The sequence below is a fragment of the Nocardia farcinica genome (assembly GCF_001182745.1).
In the GTDB taxonomy this organism is placed as follows: Bacteria; Actinomycetota; Actinomycetes; order Mycobacteriales; family Mycobacteriaceae; genus Nocardia; species Nocardia farcinica.
The window spans coordinates 99027-119340 of sequence record NZ_LN868938.1; the positions used below are offsets into that span (position 1 = coordinate 99027).

General features: G+C 71.2%; 18 protein-coding genes. 8 read left to right on the forward strand and 10 right to left on the reverse strand.

The window, feature by feature from the left end; translation table 11 throughout:
- The first annotated feature begins 51 nt into the window (after positions 1-51).
- On the forward strand, positions 52-1212 hold the full coding sequence (locus AMO33_RS00525; protein WP_115667700.1) for an AraC family transcriptional regulator: 1161 nt from the start codon (positions 52-54) through the stop codon (positions 1210-1212).
- Here AMO33_RS00525 and AMO33_RS00530 read toward each other — a convergent pair.
- From AMO33_RS00530 to AMO33_RS00540, 3 genes are all read right to left on the reverse strand, one after another.
- Entirely contained in the window at positions 1098-1799 is a 702-nt protein-coding gene (locus AMO33_RS00530) for a PhzF family phenazine biosynthesis protein (RefSeq protein WP_050768108.1), read from the reverse strand. The genes AMO33_RS00525 and AMO33_RS00530 overlap by 115 nt on opposite strands.
- A gap of 130 nt (positions 1800-1929) precedes the next feature.
- Positions 1930-2469, reverse strand: a complete 540-nt coding sequence (locus AMO33_RS00535) for a carboxymuconolactone decarboxylase family protein (protein WP_011210323.1) — start codon at positions 2467-2469, stop codon at positions 1930-1932.
- 93 nt (positions 2470-2562) lie between these two features.
- Entirely contained in the window at positions 2563-3150 is a 588-nt protein-coding gene (locus tag AMO33_RS00540; RefSeq protein WP_011210322.1) for a peroxiredoxin, read from the reverse strand.
- Between the two features lie 103 nt (positions 3151-3253).
- On the opposite strand from AMO33_RS00540, the gene AMO33_RS00545 reads away from it, so the two are divergent.
- Positions 3254-4162 (forward strand): hydrogen peroxide-inducible genes activator, encoded by a 909-nt coding sequence (locus tag AMO33_RS00545; protein WP_011210321.1) that lies wholly within the window; start codon positions 3254-3256, stop codon positions 4160-4162.
- Positions 4159-4572 carry a gamma-glutamylcyclotransferase family protein gene (locus tag AMO33_RS00550; RefSeq protein ID WP_060589766.1) on the forward strand — a complete coding sequence of 138 codons (414 nt, stop codon included), beginning with the start codon at positions 4159-4161 and terminating at the stop codon, positions 4570-4572. The genes AMO33_RS00545 and AMO33_RS00550 overlap by 4 nt, the downstream gene beginning before the upstream one ends.
- A 63-nt stretch (positions 4573-4635) precedes the next feature.
- On the opposite strand, the gene speD is transcribed toward AMO33_RS00550, so the two are convergent.
- From speD to AMO33_RS00570, 4 genes are all read right to left on the reverse strand, one after another.
- Positions 4636-5844, reverse strand: a complete 1209-nt coding sequence (speD, locus tag AMO33_RS00555) for an adenosylmethionine decarboxylase (RefSeq protein ID WP_041560255.1) — start codon at positions 5842-5844, stop codon at positions 4636-4638.
- Positions 5845-5852: 8 nt separating this feature from the next.
- Positions 5853-6968 (reverse strand): type III PLP-dependent enzyme, encoded by a 1116-nt coding sequence (locus AMO33_RS00560; protein ID WP_011210318.1) that lies wholly within the window; start codon positions 6966-6968, stop codon positions 5853-5855.
- An 85-nt stretch (positions 6969-7053) separates the two neighbouring features.
- Entirely contained in the window at positions 7054-9552 is a 2499-nt protein-coding gene (locus tag AMO33_RS00565) for a DEAD/DEAH box helicase (RefSeq protein WP_060589768.1), read from the reverse strand.
- 17 nt (positions 9553-9569) lie between these two features.
- Complete coding sequence (locus AMO33_RS00570) at positions 9570-10502, reverse strand: PAC2 family protein (protein WP_011210316.1); 933 nt, start codon at positions 10500-10502, stop codon at positions 9570-9572.
- Between the two features lie 299 nt (positions 10503-10801).
- Between AMO33_RS00570 and AMO33_RS00575 the strand changes: the two genes are divergently transcribed.
- Both AMO33_RS00575 and AMO33_RS00580 read left to right on the forward strand, forming a co-directional pair.
- The gene (locus AMO33_RS00575) at positions 10802-11503 is read left to right on the forward strand and encodes a DUF5642 family protein (protein ID WP_060593216.1); all 702 of its coding nucleotides are present in this window, start codon (positions 10802-10804) and stop codon (positions 11501-11503) included.
- 101 nt (positions 11504-11604) lie between these two features.
- Positions 11605-12942: a DUF4192 domain-containing protein gene (locus tag AMO33_RS00580; protein WP_082668539.1), complete on the forward strand. Its 1338-nt coding sequence runs from the start codon at positions 11605-11607 to the stop codon at positions 12940-12942.
- A 7-nt stretch (positions 12943-12949) separates the two neighbouring features.
- Here AMO33_RS00580 and galE read toward each other — a convergent pair whose 3' ends face one another.
- Entirely contained in the window at positions 12950-13930 is a 981-nt protein-coding gene (gene galE / locus AMO33_RS00585; RefSeq protein WP_060589770.1) for a UDP-glucose 4-epimerase GalE, read from the reverse strand.
- 3 nt (positions 13931-13933) lie between these two features.
- Complete coding sequence (locus AMO33_RS00590; RefSeq protein ID WP_011210312.1) at positions 13934-14620, reverse strand: metal-dependent transcriptional regulator; 687 nt, start codon at positions 14618-14620, stop codon at positions 13934-13936.
- A gap of 186 nt (positions 14621-14806) precedes the next feature.
- Between AMO33_RS00590 and AMO33_RS00595 the strand changes: the two genes are divergently transcribed.
- The 3 genes from AMO33_RS00595 to AMO33_RS00605 all read left to right on the forward strand — a co-directional run bounded on the left by AMO33_RS00595 (position 14807) and on the right by AMO33_RS00605 (position 19183).
- Positions 14807-16072, forward strand: coding sequence for an acetoin utilization protein AcuC (locus AMO33_RS00595; RefSeq protein WP_060589772.1), 1266 nt, complete (start codon positions 14807-14809; stop codon positions 16070-16072).
- Positions 16065-18749 carry a bifunctional acetate--CoA ligase family protein/GNAT family N-acetyltransferase gene (locus tag AMO33_RS00600; RefSeq protein ID WP_060589775.1) on the forward strand — a complete coding sequence of 895 codons (2685 nt, stop codon included), beginning with the start codon at positions 16065-16067 and terminating at the stop codon, positions 18747-18749. Before AMO33_RS00595 ends, AMO33_RS00600 begins: the two co-directional genes overlap by 8 nt.
- A gap of 122 nt (positions 18750-18871) precedes the next feature.
- The gene (locus AMO33_RS00605) at positions 18872-19183 is read left to right on the forward strand and encodes a DUF4333 domain-containing protein (RefSeq protein WP_041561181.1); all 312 of its coding nucleotides are present in this window, start codon (positions 18872-18874) and stop codon (positions 19181-19183) included.
- 92 nt (positions 19184-19275) lie between these two features.
- Here AMO33_RS00605 and AMO33_RS00610 read toward each other — a convergent pair whose 3' ends face one another.
- Positions 19276-20244 (reverse strand): sigma-70 family RNA polymerase sigma factor, encoded by a 969-nt coding sequence (locus tag AMO33_RS00610; protein ID WP_011210308.1) that lies wholly within the window; start codon positions 20242-20244, stop codon positions 19276-19278.
- Between the last annotated feature and the right edge of the window lie 70 nt (positions 20245-20314).

A 20314-nucleotide genomic window follows, 5' to 3' on the forward strand; every position in this document is an offset into this window, starting at 1 on the left:
CCGGTCGATGTCCGATCGTTTTCCTGCGCGGACCGGTCATAGCCGACAACCATGACAGCGATGACCTGGGAATGGCGGCGTACGGTCGGTCTGTCGGCGGTGCTGGTCGAGGTGGCGGCCGAGCACGGTCTCGGCGTGCGCGCGTGCCTGTGCGGCACCGGCATCGATCCGGCTCTGCTGAACACGCCGGACGGCGAGGTCACCGCCGCACAGGAACTGGCCCTGGTCCGCAATATCGTGACGGCACTGGGCGATCCGCCCGGCCTCGGCCTGGCCGCGGGTGCCCGCACCCACGTCACCAGCTACGGCGCGCTCGGCCTGGCATTGCTGGCCAGCCCGACCGTGCGCTCGGCGGTGGATCTGCTCATGCGCTACATCCGCATGACCACGACCTTCGCCCGCATCTGGCACGTCTACCGTGACGACGAACTGCACCTGTACGCCGACGACAGCGACGTGCCCGCCGAGCTGCGCGGGTTCCTGCTCGAACGCGACGTCACCGTGCTGCTGGCGAACTGGGCCGCGGTCTATCACGCCCCGGCGCCGGTACTGCGCGGCTCGGTGTCGGGCGGGTTGCGCCCGCGGCTGCAGCCGCTCATCGACGAGTACGGCCTCGACTGCGTGGACGGTGTCGGCCCGCACCTGGTCGTCTTCGACACCTCCGGATTCGAGGATCCGCTACCGCAGGCCAGCCCGCTCACCGCGCGGCTGTTCGAGCAGCAGTGCGCGCAGCTGCTGCACCGGCGCGGGCTGCGCCACGGCATCGCCGGAACGGTGCGCGAGGTGCTGTTGCGCCGGATGGGGGAGCGGGTCGGGCAGGAGGAGATGGCGACGCTGCTGCACATGAGCCTGCGGACGCTGCGGCGCAGGCTCGCCGAGGAAGGCACCAGCTACCGCGGGCTGTGCTCGCAGACCTACGGGGAACTGGCCGAGGAACTGCTGGCCGGCGGCCTGACCGTCGAGGACGTCGCCTACCGGATGGGCTATGCGGGCGCGCCGAGCTTCTCCACCGCGTTCAAGCAGTGGCGCGGGATCTCACCCGGGCATTTCGCCCGCGCGGTGGCGCCGCGGCGCGGGGCGACCGCGCCCGGCCGGCGTCAGATCTCGATCACCGAGTCGGCGACCACCCGGCCGCCGAGCCGCACCCAGCCGTCGGAATCCCACTCGGTGAACAGCTGTGAACCGGCACCCTGGGTGATCTTGAGGCCCTGACGCAACAGCGCCGTGAGGGCGACCGCGGCGGCGCCGGTCGCGGCGTCCTCGGCGATTCCCATGGTGGGTGCGAACATCCGCGAGCGCACCGACCCGCGCATCTCGTCCGCCCAGGCCCACAGGTAGTGCGGGCCGCCGGTGAAGTCGTCGGGCCGCAGCTCGTCGAGCTCGGCCGGATCCTCCAGCTGGTGGAAGGTGAAGTCCGGCGCCCAGTTGGCGCGGGCACGGATCCAGGTCAGGCCCTCGCCCAGCTGGACCTCGACCGGCCCGGCGGGCACGTCGAGCACCCGCACCGGGGTGCCCTGCTCGGCCAGCCACCACGCCGTGCCGACCGAGGGATGCCCCGCGAAGGGGAGTTCCATCGCCGGGGTGTAGATCCGCAGCCGCGCGACCTCGGCGACCGGATCGGCCACGACCACCGTCTCGCTGAAGCCGGCGCGCGCCGCCAGCGCCTGGTGGTCGGCCTCGGCCACATCGCCCGCGCGGGCGATGCCCAGCGCATTGCCCAGCCGTCCGCAGGAATCGGTGAACACGCGAACGACCTCGACCCTGGTGGAGTCGGCTTCCGGTTCACTGTGTGTGCCCATGTGCGCGAGCCTACCGGCCCCGACCGACGGGGCAACCGATCAGCAATCTGCCCAGGTACCGGCGACGCGCGAAGGCCCGCTCCCCCGGGGGAGCGGGCCTTCGCGGAAGACGGAACCGCGCGGGAGCGGATCAGACCGCCGCGGCCGCGAGTGCCTCGGTGGACTGCACCGCCTGGCCGACACCGGCCACGATCGCGGCCACGCGCAGCGATTCGAAGATCACCTCGCGCGACACGCCCGCCTCGCGGAGCGTGTGCTCGTGCGCCTCGAGGCAGTGGGCGCAGCCGTTGATCGAGGAGACCGCGAACGACCACAGCTCGAAATCGGCCTTGTCCACACCCGGGTTGCCGATGATCTGCATGCGCAGCCCGGCCCGCAGGTCGTCGTAGCGCCCGCCCAGGAACGCCTTGCCCCGGTAGAACACATTGTTCATGCCCATGATCGAGGCCGCGCCGAGGGCGGCGTTGTAGGCCTCCGCCGACAGCACGTCGGCGGCTTCCTCGGCGATCTCCCGCAGCGTCGTCGCCGACCGGGTCGCGGCCGCGGACGCCAGCAGCGTGCCCCACAGCTGCTGTTCGTTCAGCACGGTGCTCCGTGCGATCGATGACAGGTTGAGCTTGAGGTCCTTGGCGTACTCGGGCAGGGAGTTCTTCAGGTTCTCAATGCTCATCGGTGATGTCCTCTTTCGCGATCGGGCCCGGATGGGGCGATGAGATGGGTCGCTCCCGGCCGGGAGCGGGTGGGGCGGAGTGGGTCGGTCGGATCAGACGCTGGCGGCCAGCAGCTCGCCGGCGTTGATGGTCGGATCGCCCTTCTTCCAGTTGCAGGCGCACAGCTCGTCGGACTGCAGGGCGTCGAGCACCCGCAGCACCTCGTCGACGTTGCGGCCGACCGAACCGGCGGTCACCGAGACGAACTGGATCTCGTTGTTCGGGTCGACGATGAAGGTGGCGCGGTCGGCGACGCCGTCGGCGTTGAGCACACCGGTGGCGGTGGACAGCTCACGCTTGAGGTCCGAGAGCATCGGGAACGGGAGGGTCTTCAGGTCCTCGTGCTGGGCCCGCCACTGGAAGTGCACGAACTCGTTGTCGACCGAGACGCCGAGCACCTGCGCGTCGCGGTCGGCGAACTCGTCGTTCAGCTTGCCGAACGCGGCGATCTCGGTCGGGCAGACGAAGGTGAAGTCCTTCGGCCAGAAGAAGACGATGCGCCACTTGCCGGCGTGGTCGTCGCTGGTGACCTGGGTGAAGTAATCGTCGGGCTGCTGCGCGTCGACCTTCGACAAGTCACCGCCGATCACCGCGGTGAGGTTGTACGCCGGGAACTGGTCGCCGATGGTCAGCAGAGCCATGCTGTTCTCCTCGTCCTGGTTGGTGTGGGTCGGTACCTCACAGATGATCTTGCCCACTATTTGCTGAAAGGCAAACGTGATGGGTGGCACTAGACTGATAGGCGTGAGCGATCAGACTTATCAGCCGACACTGTCGCAGCTGCGTGCGTTCGTGGCGATCGCGGAATACCGCCATTTCGGCACGGCCGCAGCGCGTCTGGGTGTGAGCCAACCCACGTTGTCGCAGGCGCTTGCCGCGCTGGAAAACGGGCTCGGTCTGCAGCTGATCGAACGCAGCACCCGCCGGGTGCTCGTCACCGCCGCGGGCACCCGGTTGCTGCCGCAGGCGATCGCCACGCTCGAGGCCGCCGATCGGTTCGTCGCCTCCGCGACCGGCGACGGCCTCGGGGGCATGCTGCGGCTGGGCATCATCCCCACCGTCGCGCCCTACATCCTGCCCGGCCTGCTGCCGCCGCTGCGCGAACGGCTGCCGACGCTGGTGCCGCAGATCATCGAGGACCAGACGGCGCGGCTGCTCGAGGGACTGCGCACCGGGGTGCTCGACGCCGCGCTGCTCGCGTTGCCCGCCGACAATCAGGGGCTGACCGAGATCCCGCTGTTCACCGAGGAGTTCGTGTTGGTCACCCCGCGCGGGCACGAGCTCGCCGGGCGCACCGACATCGCGCCCGGCGTGCTGGCGTCGCTGCCGCTGCTGCTGCTCGACGAGGGGCACTGCCTGCGCGACCAGACCCTCGAGCTGTGCCGCTCGGTGGAGGTCGACCCGCTCGCCGTCGGCGACACCCGGGCGGCCTCGCTGGCGACGGTGGTGCAGTGCGTGGCGGGCGGGCTGGGCGTCACGCTCATCCCCGAGATGGCGGTCGAGGCCGAAACCGCGCGCGGCACACTGGATGTCGCGCGGTTCTCCGCACCCGCGCCGGGGCGCACCATCGGCCTGGTGTTCCGGTCGTCGAGTGCGCGAGCGCAGGATTACGAATACCTGGCCGCGATCATCCGCGCCAACCGGCCGTCATGAGCGCCCTGCCGGGACCGGGCGAACACGCTGCGGGCGAGCCGGATTCGCTGTTCGCCTACGGCACGCTGCGCTTCGCGCCGGTGCTGGACCGGTTGCTCGGCCGGTGTCCGGCGACGACGCCGGTGACACTGCCCGGCTGGCGGGCGGCGCGGTTGCCCGGCCGGGTGTATCCGGGGCTGGTTCGCGCGCCCGGCGGGTGCGCGCCCGGCGTACTGCTCACCGGCCTCAGCGTGGCGGAGCGGGTGCTGCTCGACGCCTACGAGGGTGACGAATACCGGCTCGACACAGTCGAATTCGGGAACACCCGGGCGTGGGTCTACATCTGGACGGGCGCGGCCGAGGACGCGGACTGGTCGGCCGAGGAATTCGCCGCGCGGCACCTGGCGGACTACCTCGCGCGGTGGGAGTGAACGAGCCCGAGACACCGAGGACGCCGGACGGCGGGGGACCGTCCGGCGTCCTCGGGGACGGCGCTAGCGGCTCGCGCGCAGCGCGTGCGGTTCGATCGCGCCGCGCACCAGGGCGCGGCCGTCGATCGTCTCCGGCCGGTAGGGCAGGGTGGCCAGCCGGTCGACCATGCCGGGCACCGGGTCGGCGATCTCGTCGACCAGGCCGAACAGGAACGACCACTCGTGCTCGTCGCTGCCGTAGTGCACCACCGTGCCGAACTGCTCGTGGAAGCGCTGCCAGGACCGCTTGAGGGTCTCGTTGCGCCACATCGTCGCGCACCCGGCCTGCGCGCTGAGCACGCCGCCGGGGGCGAGCAGCGCCCGACATCGGGACAGGAACTCCGCCTCGTAGAGCCGGTTGTGCTGGGCGTCCTCGACCCGCTCGTCGGGCAGGTCGATGACGATGACGTCGTAGCGGGTGCCCGCCTGCTGCGCCTGCTCCAGGAAGTCCCAGCCGTCGGCGTAGTGCACGGTGATCGGGCCCTCGCCGCGCACCGCCGCCGCCAGCTCCTCGCTGGTGTAGCCGTAGGGCAGGTGCTGCGCGCACAGCTCCACCTCGAGCTGGTCGATGTCGACGTGATCGACGTGGGTCGCCCCCGCCGCGACCGACATCTGACTGGCCACCCCCTCGCCCGACCCGATGATGAGCACGGTGTCGAGCTTCTCGGCCAGCACGAAGGCGGGCACCATCATCGCCTCGTGGTAGGTGAGCTGGGAGAACTCGGTGGACTGGCGATCGTCGTCGGAGAACAGGCTGATGCCCTGCTCGGTGCGCGCGATGACCATGTGCTGGAAGGGGGTGTGGGTGTCGACGATCACGTCCTGCAGATCCCAGATCCTGGTCAGGCCCGCGCCCACCGGCTCCTCGATCCGCTGCGCGCCGTGCCCGCGCTGGATGACCTGCATGCGAACGTTGGCGGGCGCCAAGGCATCCCGCAGGAGTTCGACCGCTTTGGTGGCACCGGCGCCGATGCTGCCGCAGGTGAACACGTCGACGAAGATGTCGCCGGACTCCGGATAAGTGTGAATCGAGGCGTGGGACTCCGACAACAGCGCGAGGACGGTCACCCCCTGCGGTTCGAACTTCTTGTGTACGACATCGCAGATGGTGACGCCCGCCGCGATCAGAGACTCACGCAACGCCGATTCGAGTCGTTCGAGATCGTCGCAGAGAGCTGCGTCGACACCACCGAACTCGGCCAGCACATGCCAACCGGTGAATTCCGCCGTCATAGGCAAACTCACTCTCGCTCAGCGCCCGAGACATGAACGGTCAGGGGCGGAAAACCATTGAAGGACACCGACGAATAGCTCGCGGTATAGGCGCCGGTGTCGAGGATCTGGACGCGATCACCGGCTCGCAACGTGGTCGGCAGAAGGACCCGCGTGCGTTGATACAGTACATCGTCGCCGTCGCAGGTAGGACCGGCGACCACCGCCTCGTCGACGGGGTCTCCGTCGCGTTCGGTGACGAAGCGGTAGGCGATGTACTCGTTCTCGGTCTCGGCCATGCCGTTGTAACGGCCGATGTCGAGATACACCCAGCGCCGCCCGTCCGGCGCGATGCGCACGGCGACGACCTCGGCGTGAATGGTTCCCGCGTTGCCGACCAGCGCGCGGCCCGGCTCGACCACCAGCGTGGCCGTGGGCGGCAGGTGGCGGGCGGCGGCCTCCTCGATGACGGCGGCGATCCGGTCGAGCGCGGGCGCGGCGTCGGCGTAGGCGATCGGCAGCCCGCCGCCGATGTTCACCGACGTGACAGGAATCTCTTTGTCGGACAAGGCGTTCGCGATGTGACCGGCCTGCTCGATGCCGATCCGCCAGGCGTCGGGGTCCAGTTGTTGCGAGCCGACGTGGAAGTACGGTCCGGCCACCTCCAGGCCCAGATCGCGGGCACGCACCAGCAGCCGCGCCGCCTCCTGGGGCGCGCAGCCGAACTTGGTGCCGAACGGGGTGCGCGACTGCGGCGCCGACGCCAGGAAGCGGCACTCCACCTGCGCGCCCGGCGCGTGCTCGGCGATGCGCAGCAGGTCGTCCTCGGTGTCGAAGGCGAACCGGCGCACGCCGACGGCGTGGGCGCGGGCGATGTCGGCGGCCTTCTTGACGGTGTTGCCGTAGCAGAGCTTGTGCGGTGCCACACCCTGGGCGCGGCACAGGTCGATCTCACCGATGCTCGCCACGTCGAACTCGGCGCCCTCGGTGTCGAGCAGCCGGATCAGCTCGGGCACCGGGCTGGCCTTGACGGCGTACCGGATGCGGGTGCCGCGGAGCCCACGACCGGAGACGGCGGCGGCGAGCGCACGATAATTGTCGCGAACTCGCTCCGGGTGGATGACAAGGTACGGAGATTCGGGCATAGTTGATCTTTCGCGTGGGCGGCAGCGGAGAGAGTATCAGCGGGCCCGACCGGGAAACGAATCCGCGGCGGCGGCCCCGCGCCGTTCACCCTTCCGACACCGTGACCTCGTCGAACACGACCTCACCTGCCGCGTCCGACGCCTCGAGATCCACCACCGCGCGCACCGCCCAGCCGTGGTCGCCCGCCGGGTCGTCGAGCACCTGCCGCACATCCCAGAAGCCCGGCCGCTGCTCCACCTGGAACAGCTGCGGGCCGCGCGCGTTCTGGTCGGTGCCGATGCTGTCGTACTCGGCGAAGTAGGGCGCCAAGGCGGTCGCCCAGTCCGGGCCCGGCCCCAGCTCGGCCAGTTCGTCCCAGCGCCGGCGCGCGGCCAACTCCACCCTGCGGAACATGGCGTTGCGGACCATCACCTTGAAGGCGCGTTCGTTGGCGGTGACGGGACGGATCGTCTCCGCACCGAAGGCCACCTGCTCGGCGTCGATCTCCGCCCCCGGGTTGGTGAGCTGCTCCCACTCGTCGAGCAGGCTCGAATCCACTTGGCGGACAAGCTCGCCCAGCCACTCGGTGACGTCGTCGAGTTCCTCGGTGCGGGCCGAGTCGGGCACGGTGCGGCGCAGCGCGCGGTAGGCGTCGGCCAGGTAGCGCAACACCACGCCCTCCGAGCGGGCCAGCTCGTAGTAGGAGATCAGCTCCGGGAAGGTCATCGCCCGCTCGATCATGTCGCGCACGACCGACTTGGGGGAGGGCGCGAACTCCGAGACCCACGGATGCCCGGCGCGGTAGGTCTCGTAGGCGGGCTCGATCAGCTCGGCCAGCGGCTTGGGCCAGCTCACCTCCTCGAGCAGCTCCATGCGCTCGTCGTACTCGATGCCCTCGGCCTTCATCTGCGCGACCGCCTCGCCGCGGGCCTTGTGCTGCTGGGCCATGAGCAGCTGGCGCGGATCCTCCAGGGTCGACTCGATGAGCGAGATCACATCCAGGGTGTAGGTCGGCGAGTCCGCGTCGAGCAGGTCCAGCGCCGCCAACGCGAACGGCGACAGCGGTTGGTCCAGGGCGAAGTCGCGCTGCAGGTCCACCGTCAGCCGGGCGTGCCGGCCCTGGGCGTCGGGTTCGTCGAGTTGCTGCACGACGCCCGCGTCGCGCAGCGCCCGGTACAGCCGCACGGCGCGCAGGATGTGCTTGCGCTGGGCGGGACGCGGCTCGTGGTTGTCCTCGAGCAGGTGACGCATCGCCTGGAAGCAGTTGCCGGGGCGGGCGATCACGTTGAGCAGCATCGCGTTGGTGACCTTGAACCGCGAGACCATCGGTTCCGGCTTGGCCGCCACCAGGCGCTGGAAGGTCTCCTCGCTCCAGGACACGAACCCTTCCGGCGGCTTGCGCCGCTGTACCTTGCGCTGTTTCTTCGGGTCGTCGCCCGCCTTGGCGAGCAGGCGCGCGTTCTCCACCTCGTGCTCGGGCGCCTGCACCACCACGGTGCCGACGGTGTCGTAGCCCGCGCGGCCCGCCCGTCCGGCGATCTGATGGAACTCGCGGGCGTTGAGGCGGCGGGTGCGCACGCCGTCGAACTTGGTCAGGCCGGTGAGCAGCACGGTCCGGATCGGCACGTTGATACCGACGCCGAGCGTGTCGGTGCCGCACACCACCTTCAGCAGGCCGTCCTGGGCCAGCTTCTCCACCAGCCTGCGGTACTTGGGCAGCATGCCCGCGTGGTGCACGCCGATGCCGTGCCGGATCAGCCGCGAGAGGGTCTTGCCGAACCCCGGCGCGAACCGGAAGTCGCCGAGCGCCGCGGCGATCGCGTCCTTCTCCGCACGGGAGGCGAAGTTGACGCTGGTCAGCGCCTGGGCCCGCTCCAGCGCGGCGGCCTGGGTGAAGTGCACGACATACACCGGCGCCTGATGGGTGGTGACCAGTTCCTCGAGCGTCTCGGTGATCGGCGTGCGCACATAGGAGAAGTGCAGCGGCACCGGCCGCTCCGCCCCGGCCACCACCTCGGTGGCGCGCCCGGTGCGGCGGCGCAGATCCTCGGCGAAGAAGCCGACGTCGCCGAGCGTGGCCGACATCAGCAGGAACTGCGCGCGCGGTAGTTCCAGCAGCGGCACCTGCCAGGCCCAGCCACGGTCCGGGTCGGCGTAGAAATGGAACTCGTCCATCACCACCTGGCCGACGTCGGCCTCGGCGCCCTGGCGCAGCGCCAGATTGGCCAGGATCTCCGCGGTGGCGCAGATGATCGGCGCGTCGGCGTTGACCGCGGCGTCGCCGGTGACCATGCCCACCTTGTCGGCGCCGAACAGTTCGCACAGCGCGAAGAACTTCTCACTCACCAGCGCCTTGATGGGCGCGGTGTAGTACGTGCGCTGTCCCCGGGTGAGGGCGAACAGGTGCGCGCCGACCGCGACCAGGGACTTCCCCGAGCCGGTCGGTGTCGCGAGGATGACGTTGGATCCCGAGGCCAGTTCCAGCAGCGCCTCGTCCTGCGCCGGGTACAGCGGCGTGCCCTGCTCGGCGGCCCACATGCCGAACGACTCGTAGAGCGCGTCGGCGTCGGTACCGGGAATGTCGAGCAGTTCGGTCAGATCCACTCCGACCAGCTTACGGATCAGTCCTTGTCGCCGTCGTAACCGCCCTGCTCGGCCAGGAACCGCTCGAACTCCGCGCCCAGTTCCTCACCGCTGGGCAGATCGCCGTCGGCGGCGAGCAGGCTGGACTGGCGTTCCTGGGCGGTGACGAAGCTGTCGTATTGGCGCTCCAGCGCGTGCACCACCGTCTCCACCTCGGGATTGCCGGCGATGTGCTCGTTGACCTGTTCGCGCACCCGCGCGGCGGCCTCGCCCAGCGCGGCCAGCGGCAGTTCCAGACCGGCGTTGTCGGCGACGTGCTCGAGCAGGGTCTGCGCGGCCTCCGGGTAGGCGGTCTGGGCCAGGTAGTGCGGCACGTGCACCGAGAAGCCGAGCGACTCGTGCCCGTGCTGGGCCATCCGGTACTCGAGCAGTGACGACGCGCTGCCGGGCACCTGCAACTCACCCGGCCAGCGCTGATGATCGGCGATCAGGCTGCGGTCGGAGGAATGCGCGGTGATGCCCAGCGGGCGCGTGTGCGGAATCGCCATCGGAATCGCGCTGAGCCCGATGCTGCGGCGCACCCCCAGCTGCTCGGCGAGCAGCCGCACCGCCGTGGTGAACTTCTCCCACCGCAGATCCGGTTCCAGACCGGCCAGGAGCAGGAACGGCGTGCCCGCGGTGTCGCGCAGCGCCCACAGGTTCAGCTCCGGTTCGGCATAGTCGGAGAAGTGATCGGTCTTGAACGTCATCAGCGGACGGCGCGAACGGTAGTCCAGCAGCTCGTCGACATCGAACGAGGCGACAAGTTCGCTCTCCAGGCTCTCGCGCAGGTGCGTGGTCGCCAGGCGCACGGCGTGCCCGGCGTCGGTGAAGCCCTCCAGTCCGTGCACCAGGACCGGGCCCGAGCCGTCGGCGGACGACAGCTGCGGAGCGGGGAACTCCAGTTCGTACATTCGCGACTCGTAGTCCATCGCGTACTCCTTCCTGCGCGTTCCACCACCTCGGGATACCCGGGCCGTCCGGCCTCATCCGGGCGCCGCGGTGGCGAACCGATGTCCATTGTCCCTCATGACGGCGCCGGGCACCGCACACGATGGGGACACCGACCCATACGACGAGCCAACGTCACCGCGGGAGTGGACATTCCCGGCGGTGCGTCGGTACGCGTAAATACCGGAAACCGGCGCCCGCGCGCAATCCCGCGCTCGGCGCCGGTCGGCGTGGCACCGCGGGCACGACAGGCCGGTACGGCACAGTGGGCGGTGTGATCATGGTCGAGCCGAGACACTCGCGGGTGCGGCGCGGCCTGCTGCTCACCGGCTGCGCGACGATGCTCGCCGCCTGCGGCGGCACCGTCACCGGACAGCCGGTCGCGGTGCAGCAGACCGCGGTGACCAGGCACGTCGATGCCCAGCTGGCCACCCTGCTGCCCGACCCGGGGCAGTTCCCGCCGCGCTATCCGGCGGTGGTGCTGCCCGCCGAAGCGGCGGCCCAGGCGGCGGGCGATCTGGACGGGGTGGCTCGCGGCGCCACGGTGCAGCCGAAGGACTGCACCCCGCCCGAACAGCAGTACGGACCCGACCACACCGCCGTCGCGGTCGGCACCGACGACGCCGCGCGCGCCACGCTCACCGTCGAACTCGTCCGCACGCGGATCCCGCTGTCCGCTCTGGGCGAACAGCTGCGGCGCTGTGGGGAGATCCGGGTGACCGGGGCCGGGCCGACCACCACGGTGCGGACCACCCTCGATCCCGCGCCGCCCGTCGACGCCGACGACACGGTGGCGCTGCGGCGCACGGTGGCGCCGGATGTGGGCGGGGTGGGGCTGACCCAGACGATGCGTACCCTCGCCGCGCAGATCGGTGACGTGCGAATCCTGGTGACCTACATGACCTTCGGCGACGGGCCCGCCGACACCGCCGCGCTGGACGAGCTGTTCACCACCGCGGTGCTGAAGGTGCGGAAGGCGTAACCCGGCACCCGGTCATCCCCAGGGCGGCCGTTGTCCACAGGGCGGCCGAGAGCCCAGGTCGCCGCCGCGGAGTGGCCGCCGGCCTCGGACAGGCTCGGGGCATGACCACTTCGGCGAACTCTCCCCGCGACGCTGCCCCCGCCCCACCCGACGACGGCACCGGCGAGGCGGCGGCGTCCGGCCCCGCCCTCGGCCCCGTAGCCGGCCCCGCACCCGGCGGCGACGCGGCCGGGCGCTGCCCCCGGCCGGAGCTCCGGCCGCGGCGGCGTCGACCGATCGCACCGCCGCCGGTCGCCGTCGAGGCCCCGGCCGAGTGCGCCGAGGCGCCGCCCGCCTATCCCGGCGCCGGAGGGCGCTATCGGGTGCGCATCGGGGACCCGGGAGCGCTGATCGCGGCGCTGCCCGCGCTCGTGGGGTTCTACCCGGATCGGTCGCTGGTGGTGATCCTGCTCGGACCCGACCCGAACGGCGCCGAGACGGCCCGGGTGGGTGCTGCCGTCCGTCTCGACCTCGACCCGCGGGCCGCGATGGGCCTGGTGCCGGACTATGCCGCCTGTGTGGCGCGGATCGCCGGAGCCGACGACGCCCGCACCGCCCTGCTGGTGCTCGTCGACGACCGGCTCGACCCACCCGGCGGTGTGCCCGGCGCGGGCTTCTCGCCCACCACCTTCGCGGCCGCGCTGGCCGAGCGGCTCGGCGGGCACGGTGTCCCGGTCGGCGGGGCCTGGGCCACCACGGTCGTGGCCACGGGACAGCCGTGGTGGAGCCTGCGCGGCATCCGGCGCCGTGGCCGGGTGCCCGACCCGACCGCCTCCGCGGCGTCGCTGGCGCACGTGCTCGACGGCGGCACGATCCTGCGCTCGCGCGAGCAGCTCGTCGCCTCCATCGCCCCCGACCCCGAGCTACGCGAGCAGGTGGCCCAGCGGCTGGCCGCGATCGCCGCCGGCTCCGGACCGGAGTTCGCGCGGGCGCCGCGCGACGGTGATGTGCGCCGATACCGCAGGCGGGCGCTGGAATTCGTGCTGTGGCAGATCGCGTCGATGGCCTCCGGGGCGGCGCCGACGGCGCACGAGCTGGCCGCGGTCGCCACCGCCCTGCGCGAACGCAGCGTGCGGGACGCCGCGTTCGGGCTGGCGGTGGGCGATCACGCCATCGCCGCCGAGCAACTCTGGGTGCTGCTGGTGCGCGCCGGTACCGGTGCCGATCGCGCGGACGCGGCGGCCCTGCTGGCCTACTGCGCGTACGTGCGCGGCGACGGGCCACTCGCCGGCGTGGCGCTGGAAGCGGCGCTCATGGCCGAACCGTCGCACGGGATGGCCACCTTGCTCGACGCCGCGTTGCGGGCGGGCATGCGGCCCGGCCGGATCCGGAAGCTGGCCCGCGCCGGATACGACACCGCCGCGTGTCTCGGGGTCGATCTCGGTCCGATGGCGGTGTGAGGTGCGGTCAGCGAGCGCTGTGCGCGCGCGAGCCGAGCGAGCGCAGGAACTCCCAGGCGTCGGCGACGATCTCGTCCAGCGCGGTGTGTTGCGGGCGCCAGCCGAGCTCGGCGACGGCGCGTTCGCTCGAGGCGATCAGCACCGCGGGATCACCGGCCCGGCGCGGGGCGTCCTGCGCGGCGATCGGCAGCCCCGTGACCCGCTCACAGGCCGAGATGACCTCGCGCACCGAGAATCCGGTGCCGCTGCCGAGGTTGTAGATCCGGTGCGAGCCCGGCTCGGCGGACGTCAGGGCCAACAGGTGCGCGTCGGCGAGATCGCGGATGTGGATGTAGTCACGGATCGCGGTGCCGTCCGGGGTGGGCCAGTCGGTGCCGTAGACCGAGATGGACTCACGGTGGCCCAGCGCCACCTGCAACACCAGGGGGATGAGATGCGTTTCCACCACCCGGTTCTCGCCGAGGCCGCCGTAGGCGCCCGCCACATTGAAGTACCGCAGGCTGGTCGCCGCCAACCCGTGCGCGATCGCGTACGAGGTGATCGCGTGATCGATGGCGAGTTTGCTGGCCCCGTAGGGGTTGGTGGGCCGCGTCGGCGCGTCCTCGGTGATCGGCACCTGCTCCGGCTCGCCGTACACCGCGGCGGTCGAGGAGAACACCAGCCGCCCGGTGCCGGTGTGCCGCATGGCCTCGAGCAGCTCGAGGGTCTTGACGACATTGCCGTGCCAGTACTTCTCCGGCCGCTCCACCGATTCGCCGACCAGCGACTGCGCGGCGAAATGCAGGACACCGTCGAAGGTCTCGGCGCGCAGCAGGGCGGGCGCGACCTCGGCGACATCGCCCTCGACGAATCGGGCCCCCGCGGGCACGCCGTCGGCGTTACCGGTGGTGAGGTCGTCGACCACCACGACCTCGTGGCCCTGTTCCAGCAGTACCAGGGCACAGACCCCGCCGACGTAGCCCGCGCCGCCCGTCACAAGAAGTTTCACGGATCAGACCGGCTTCACCTGGACGGCGTGCGCCATCTCGTCGGGCAGTTCGAAGCCCTCGTGGCCGGGCACGGTGATCACCACCGCACCGGGTTTGCACTCCACGGTCACCCGCGCGTCGGGCACCACGCCCGCCTCGCGCAGCCGCCCGATCACCTCCGGGTCGTTCTGGATGTGCTCGGCCAGCCTGCGGATCACCACCGCCTGACCCTGGCCCTGGGGCAGATCCGACAGCCGGACCAACTGCTCCTCGTCCGAGGGCGGCGCGGCGATGCCGAGCTCGTCGAGGCCGGGGATGGGGTTGCCGTAGGGGGAGGTGGTGGGGTGGTTGAGGACCTCGACGAGGCGACGTTCGACGTCCTCGCTCATCACGTGTTCCCAGCGACACGCCTCGGCGTGCACGTTCTGCCAGTCCAGGCCGATGATGTCGACCAGCAGCCGCTCGGCGAGCCGGTGCTTGCGCATGACCGCGACAGCCATGCTGCGGCCCTTCTCGGTCAGCTCCAGGTGGCGATCACCGGCGACGAGCAGCAGGCCGTCGCGCTCCATCCGGGCGACGGTCTGGCTGACGGTGGGCCCGCTCTGCTCGAGGCGCTCGGCGATGCGTGCGCGCAGGGGCACCACGCCCTCCTCCTCGAGGTCGTAGATGGTGCGGAGATACATCTCCGTGGTGTCGACCAGATCCTTCACCTGTTACCCCTTCGTCGGCACGAATTCTACCCAGGCACGGCGGTACACCCGGTTGCCGGATCGATCGATCACCCCGCAACGGGAACCCTGTCGGCGCGCGGCCCGCGACCGGTTGCGCTCGTGTCTTATTTCTACTGCATGACAACGGTGGACGGGGGCCGTCCCTTCCCGCGTACCGTTGCGATCATGGCCACTGCACCCTCGGCGACGCCGCGCGACCCGGCACCGCCCGGACGCCCGGGCACCGTCGTCTGGTCCGAGCGGTTCCTGGACTACACCTGGACGCCCGAGCATCCGATGAAACCGGCCCGGCTGAAGTTCACGATGGCGCTGGCCGAGAGCCTCGGAGTGCTCGACGGCGTGGAGACACTCGAGCCCGCCGCCTGCGATCGCGCCGAACTGCTGCGGATCCACACCGCCGACTACATCGAGGCGGTCGTACACGCGGTGCAGCCGCCCGGGCAACCCGCCGCACCGCCCTATGGGCTCGGCTCGGCCGACAACCCGGTGTTCCCCCGCATGCACCAGGCCGCGTCGGTGATCGTCGGCGGCACACTGGCCGCCGCCCGCGAGATCGCCGAGGGCCGCACCCGCCGGGCGGTGAGCATCGGCGGCGGCATGCACCACGCCATGCCGTCCTCGGCCGCGGGCTTCTGCATCTACAACGACGCGGCGGTCGCCATCTCGTGGCTGCTGGACCACGGCTTCGACCGGATCGCCTACATCGACGTCGACGTGCACCACGGCGACGGCGTGCAACGCGCCTTCTACACCGACCCGCGGGTGCTGACCATCTCCATCCATCAGCACCCGGCGACATTGTGGCCCAACACCGGCTGGCCCGACGAGACCGGCCTCGGCGCGGGCGAGGGCACGGCGATCAACCTCGGGGTGCTGCCCGGCACGCGGGACGCCCAGTGGCTGCGTGGCTTCCACGCCGTCGTCCCGGGTGCGGTCGCGGCCTTCCGGCCGCAGATCGTCGTCAGCCAGTGCGGCGCCGACACCCATCGCGAGGATCCGCTGGCCGACCTCGCGCTCACCGTCGACGGTCAGCGCGCGTCCTACCTGGCCATGCGCGAGCTGGCCGACCGCTACGCCGAGGGGCGTTGGCTCGCCGTGGGCGGTGGCGGATACGGGCTCGTCCGGGTGGTCCCGCGGGCGTGGACGCACCTGCTGGCCACGGCGCTGGACCGCACCGTCGACCCGGCCACCCCGGTGCCCGCCGACTGGTGTGACCTGGTGCGCGCCGCCGCCCCCGCGGTCGATCCGCCCACCACCATGGGTGACGGTGGCGACGTGGCGTTCCGGCCGTGGGACGGCCCGGGCGGCACCGTCGAGACCGGCGATCCGCGCGTGGACCGCGCGCAACGGGCCGTCGACACCGCCGTACTGGCCACCCGCCGTGCGAGTTTCGGACTACTGGGTCTCGATCCGGAGGATCCTCGTGACTGACCAACCCCTGCTGCCCGACAGCCCCGCCACCCCGGCCGTTCCGCCGCCTCCGCCGCAGCACTGGTTCGCCGACGTGCTCGCCGCCGACGGGGGAGTGGTGCGGCTGCGCCCGATCACCCCCGACGACGCCGAGCCGTTGCAGACCTTCCACGCCGCGCTCTCCGACCGCACCCGCTACCTGCGCTATTTCGGTCCCTACCCGCGAATCCCGCCGAAGGACCTGTACCGCACCACCCACGTCGACTACCAGGACCGGGTGGGGCTCGTGGTCGAGCTCGGCGACGCCATCATCGCGGTGGGCCGCTACGAACTGCTCGACCGCACCGGGCCGCGCGCGGCCGAGGTCGCCTTCGTCGTCGCCGACGAGCACCAGGGCCGCGGACTCGGTTCGATCCTGCTCGAGCATCTGGCGGGCGCGGCCGCGGAGAACAAGATCCAGACCTTCGTCGCCGAGGTACTGGCCGAGAACACCGCGATGGTCACGGTGTTCCGGGACGCGGGCTACCAGGTCGAGCGCAGCCGCGACGGCACCGTGCTCCACCTGGAATTCGCCATCGACCCCACCGAAGCCCTTGTCACGGTGCGTGATTCACGGGAGCGTGCCTCCGAGGCCCGCAGCGTGGGCAACCTGCTCGCGCCGCGCAGCATCGCGGTGATCGGGGCCACGCCGGGCACCGGGCGCGTCGGCGGCGCGGTATTGGCGAACCTGCTGTCCGGGGTGTTCCAGGGGCCGGTGTTCCCGGTCAACCCGAATCGGCGGTTCGTGCGCGGCGTGCGCGCCTACGCCACCGTGCGCGAGATCCCCGACGAGGTCGATCTCGCGGTGGTCGCGGTGCCCGCGGCGGCCATCGATTCGGTGCTCGACGACTGTATGGCCAAGGGCGTCAAGGGCTTGGTGGTGCTGACGGCGGGCTTCGGCGAGACGGGTCCGGAGGGCATGGCCGCCGAACGCGAACTGGTGGCCGCCGCGCGCGGACACGGCATGCGGGTGGTGGGGCCGAGCGCGCTCGGCATCGCCAACACCGATCCCGAGGTGGCGATGAACGCGACGTTGGCCCCCGTGCTGCCCCCGCGCGGCCGGATCGGCTTCTTCTGCCAGTCCGGGCCGCTGGGTGCGGCGATCCTGGGCGAGGCCGCCGCGCGCAACCTCGGGCTGTCCACCTTCGTCTCGGCGGGCAACCGCGCCGACGTCTCCGGTAACGATCTGCTGCAGTACTGGGACACGGACGCGGCCACCGACCTGGTGCTGCTGTACCTGGAGAGTTTCGGCAATCCGCGCAAGTTCTCCCGGATCGCCCGGCGCGTGGCGCGCACCAAGCCGATCGTCGCGGTGAGCAGTGGCCGTTCGGTGCGCACCCGGCCCGGCGCCGACATGGACCGCTCGATCGTGCGGGACCTGTTCGCCCAGGCGGGCATCGTGCAGGTGGACTCGATCTCGGAGCTGTTCGACTGCGCGGCGCTGCTCGGCTATCAGCCGCTGCCGCGCGGACCGCGCCTGGCCGTGGTGAGCAACAGCACCGCGCTGAGCTGGCTGGCCGTCGACGCCGCGCGCGGGGAGGGGATGGTCGCCGCCGAGCCGGTGAACCTCGGCCCGCAGGCGACACCGGGCGCCTACCTCGACGCGGTGGTCGAGGCGTTGCGCAGCGACGAGGTGGACGCCCTGATCATCGTGTTCGCGCCACCGGTGCCGGTGCCGATGGCCGGCTTCGCCGACGCCATCCGCTCCGCCGCGGCGGCGGTGCCGGAGGCGGAGAAACCGATCCTGACCACCTTCATCGCCGAACAGGGGATACCGAATCTGCTGGCGGTGCGTGGCCGTAACGGGATGGCCGTGCGCGGCTCCATCCCGTCCTATCCCGATCCGGAGCGGGCCGCACGGGCGCTGGCCCGGGTGCATCGCTACGCGCGCTGGCGGGACACCCCGGCGACGTCGGTCGTGCGACCCGAGGGCATCGACGCCGAGCGGGCCGCCGCGCTGGTCGCGGGCTGGATGGCCGAATCGGGCGGGCGCTGGCTCAGCGACCTCGAGGTGGTCGACCTGCTGGCCTGCTACGGCATCCGGGTGGTCGAGTTCCAGGAGGTGCGCAACGCCGACGAGGCGGTGGCGGCGGCCGAGGCGCTGGGTTACCCGGTGGCGGCCAAGGCGACCGGGGAGACGTGGCGGCGCAGGCCGGACCTCAGCGGTGTGCGCCTGGATCTGTGGCGGCCGGAGGCGGTACGGCAGGCCTACACCGACCTGGTGGCGATGTGCGGCGATCCGGTGCTGCACATCCAGCGGATGGCGACCAAGGGGGTGGGCTGCATCCTGCGGGTACAGGACGATCCCTCGTTCGGATCGGTGATCGAGTTCGGGTTGTCCGGGCTGATCATCGAGCTGCTCGGCGACCGCGCCTACCGGGCGCTGCCACTGACCGAGTCGGAGGCGGTGGCCCTGATCGAGGCGCCCCGCGCGGCGCCGCTGCTGTCGGGCACGCCGGCCAGCCCGCAGGTGGACAAGGCGGCCCTGGTCGAGCTGGCCCAGCGGATCTCGGCGCTCTTCGACGACCTGCCGGAGATGCGCGAACTGGCCTTCGATCCCGTGCTCGCCTCGCCGACGTCGGCCGAGATCCTGTACGCGCGGGGCCGGATCGGTCCCGAGCCGAGCCGCTTCGACACCGGTCCGCGGCGACTGGCTTGATCACGAGCGGGACTCGACGCGGCAACGACGTGCGTCAACAGCGCCCGCGCGGGCCTCGATCTGGGGTAGGTCTGTGAACGCGTCCCCGCACCGGGAGACGCCCGAAAGGAAGGTCGTGCCCCATGAAAGCCAGCCGCGTCGCCGGACTGATCGCCTTCGCCTGCCTCTCGGCGGCGGGCTGCGCGGTTCAGATCGGGAACGACACCCCCTCCGTCGCCGAAGCCGACCTGGAGCGCTCGGTCAAGGAGACCCTCACCCAGCAGGTGGGCCAGGAACCGGACACCATCGACTGCCCGGGCGATCTCGAGGGCGAGGTCGGCAACACCATGCGCTGCACGCTCACCGCGGGCGGCGACACCCTGGGCCTCACCGTCACGGTCACCTCGGTGCAGGACGAGACCGTCAACTACGACGTCCAGGTCGATCCCGCCTGAGACGTGGCCCCGAGACCGAGACGTGGCCCGAGACAAAGAACGCCGGACGTGTGCGCACACGTCCGGCGTCTGGCCGTGGGGGAGAGTAAGGATCAGCTGGCGTAGGCCCGTAGGCGATCGGCCCGCTCACCCTTGCGCAGCTTCGCCATCACCTCGCGTTCGATCTGGCGGACCCGCTCCCGGGACAGGCCGAACAGCTTGCCGATCTGGTCCAGGGTGCGCGGCTGGCCGTCGTCGAGGCCGAAACGCAACCGGATGACCTGCTGCTCGCGCTCGTCGAGGGTGGCGAGCACACTGCGCACGTCATGGTGCAGCAGGCCGGCGATCACCGCGGACTCGGCCGAGGTGGCCTCGGAGTCCTCGATGAAGTCGCCCAGCGGCGCCTCCTCGTCGTTGCCGACCGGCATGTCCAGGCTCACCGGGTCGCGGCTGTGGTCGAGCAGATCGGCGATCTTCTCCACCGGGATGCCGGATTCGGCGGCCAGTTCTTCGTCGGTGGCCTCACGGCCCAGCTGCTGGTGCAGTTCGCGCTTGATGCGAGCGAGCTTGTTCACCTGCTCGACCAGATGGACCGGGAGCCGGATCGTCCGGCTCTGATCGGCCATGCCGCGGGTGATGGCCTGCCGGATCCACCAGGTGGCGTAGGTCGAGAACTTGAAGCCCTTGGTGTAGTCGAACTTCTCCATGGCCCGGATCAGGCCGAGGTTGCCTTCCTGGATCAGGTCGAGCAGCGGCATGCCGCGCCCGGTGTAGCGCTTGGCGAGCGAAACCACGAGCCGCAGGTTGGCTTCGAGCAGGTGGGAACGGGCGGCCTGACCGTCGCGCACGATCATCGCGAGGTCCTTCTTCTTCGCGGCCGACAGCCGTTTGCTCGTCTCCAGCAGGTGCTGGGCATAGAGGCCCGCCTCGATGCGCTTGGCCAGCTCGACCTCGTCGGCAGCCGTCAGCAGCGCGGTGCGACCGATCCCGTTCAGGTACACACGTACCAGGTCGGCGGCAGGGCTCTGGGCGTCGAGGTCCGAATCGCTGGCGCGCACTCGAGTGGTGGCGGGGCTGGTCATGACTTGCCTCCTGTCGGTGGTGTCTCACTCCGAACAACGGACCCGACAGGGAGAAAGTTCCCCGTGCACA

Excerpts from the sequence above, each read along its gene's own strand:
- speD (WP_041560255.1), bottom strand. The coding sequence starts at position 5,844 with ATGACGGCGGAATTCACCGGTTGGCATGTGCTGGCCGAGTTCGGTGGT.
- AMO33_RS00610 (WP_011210308.1), bottom strand. The coding sequence starts at position 20,244 with ATGACCAGCCCCGCCACCACTCGAGTGCGCGCCAGCGATTCGGACCTC.
- AMO33_RS00535 (WP_011210323.1), bottom strand. The coding sequence starts at position 2,469 with ATGAGCATTGAGAACCTGAAGAACTCCCTGCCCGAGTACGCCAAGGAC.
- AMO33_RS00540 (WP_011210322.1), bottom strand. The coding sequence starts at position 3,150 with ATGGCTCTGCTGACCATCGGCGACCAGTTCCCGGCGTACAACCTCACC.
- AMO33_RS00570 (WP_011210316.1), bottom strand. The coding sequence starts at position 10,502 with ATGGACTACGAGTCGCGAATGTACGAACTGGAGTTCCCCGCTCCGCAG.
- AMO33_RS00575 (WP_060593216.1), top strand. The coding sequence starts at position 10,802 with ATGGTCGAGCCGAGACACTCGCGGGTGCGGCGCGGCCTGCTGCTCACC.
- AMO33_RS00580 (WP_082668539.1), top strand. The coding sequence starts at position 11,605 with ATGACCACTTCGGCGAACTCTCCCCGCGACGCTGCCCCCGCCCCACCC.
- AMO33_RS00595 (WP_060589772.1), top strand. The coding sequence starts at position 14,807 with ATGGCCACTGCACCCTCGGCGACGCCGCGCGACCCGGCACCGCCCGGA.
- AMO33_RS00525 (WP_115667700.1), top strand. The coding sequence starts at position 52 with ATGACAGCGATGACCTGGGAATGGCGGCGTACGGTCGGTCTGTCGGCG.
- AMO33_RS00530 (WP_050768108.1), bottom strand. The coding sequence starts at position 1,799 with ATGGGCACACACAGTGAACCGGAAGCCGACTCCACCAGGGTCGAGGTC.
- AMO33_RS00550 (WP_060589766.1), top strand. The coding sequence starts at position 4,159 with ATGAGCGCCCTGCCGGGACCGGGCGAACACGCTGCGGGCGAGCCGGAT.
- AMO33_RS00560 (WP_011210318.1), bottom strand. The coding sequence starts at position 6,968 with ATGCCCGAATCTCCGTACCTTGTCATCCACCCGGAGCGAGTTCGCGAC.
- AMO33_RS00605 (WP_041561181.1), top strand. The coding sequence starts at position 18,872 with ATGAAAGCCAGCCGCGTCGCCGGACTGATCGCCTTCGCCTGCCTCTCG.